Source organism: Treponema sp. R80B11-R83G3, from assembly GCF_054786115.1.
Window position 1 is genome coordinate 1 of sequence record NZ_BDHF01000323.1, and the last position, 830, is coordinate 830.

Annotated in this window: 1 protein-coding gene; it reads left to right on the top strand. The window is 46.7% G+C overall.

From position 1 onward, the window contains the following. The coding region (gene nadD, locus ACYVRH_RS13620; RefSeq protein WP_461257431.1) for a nicotinate (nicotinamide) nucleotide adenylyltransferase at positions 1 to 742 on the top strand (742 nt) is incomplete at its 5' end. Positions 743 to 830 lie beyond the last annotated feature (88 nt).

Genomic DNA, 830 nt, shown 5'->3' on the forward strand with positions numbered 1-830 from the left:
TTTTGCCCCTGTTCACAACGGGCATATTGTTCTGGCTGAAAAAGCTCTAGCAGAGTTAAAACTCGACAGGGTGGTTTTTATCCCCGCTTACCGCTCCCCATTTAAATTAGACGCTCAGGGGATGGAAATAAGCGCGAAAGACAGAATAGATATGCTTGCAGTCTCAATAGTCGGCGACCACAGGTTTGCCATTGACATTTGCGAGATAAGGCGGGAAGGAGTTTCGTACACAATAAACACTCTGGAAGATATAATCGAGAGGTATTTACCTGATGGCAAACCCGCGCTGATTATCGGCGATGATGTTGCCGCCGATTTTCCAAAATGGCGCGATAGCGACAGAATTTTAAAATTAGCGGATATTGCCATCGCGCACAGGGTCAATTCCACTGCGGTTAATTACCCATTTGCCCATATCACTATCGAAAACGAAATACTCGACGTTTCCTCGCATGAAATAAGACGAATGATAGGCGAAGGCGGCGATTGGCAAAGACTTGTTCCCCCTAGGGCAGCCGCTATTATCACAGACAGGAAATTATACGGCTACAGCGGCAATTCGCGCCCCAATACCGCTCCTGACAGCGTTATTCAGCGCGTTGAGACGGCGGCGAGGGAAACCCTCAGTACCGAGCGTATCTTCGGATACCTCCATTCCTTTTGCCTGTACTTTAGCGATGGATTTTTCAAGCACTGCAAAAAGAATGTTATCCAATGTGTCTTCCCTGCACATTCTCCTTAAAGCAGTATCAATATTTCTTGAGGCTTCGGTTTTATCGGCAATAAATATTACCTTTGCCAACTGCCCCATATTTTCGCCGCCTGAGGTA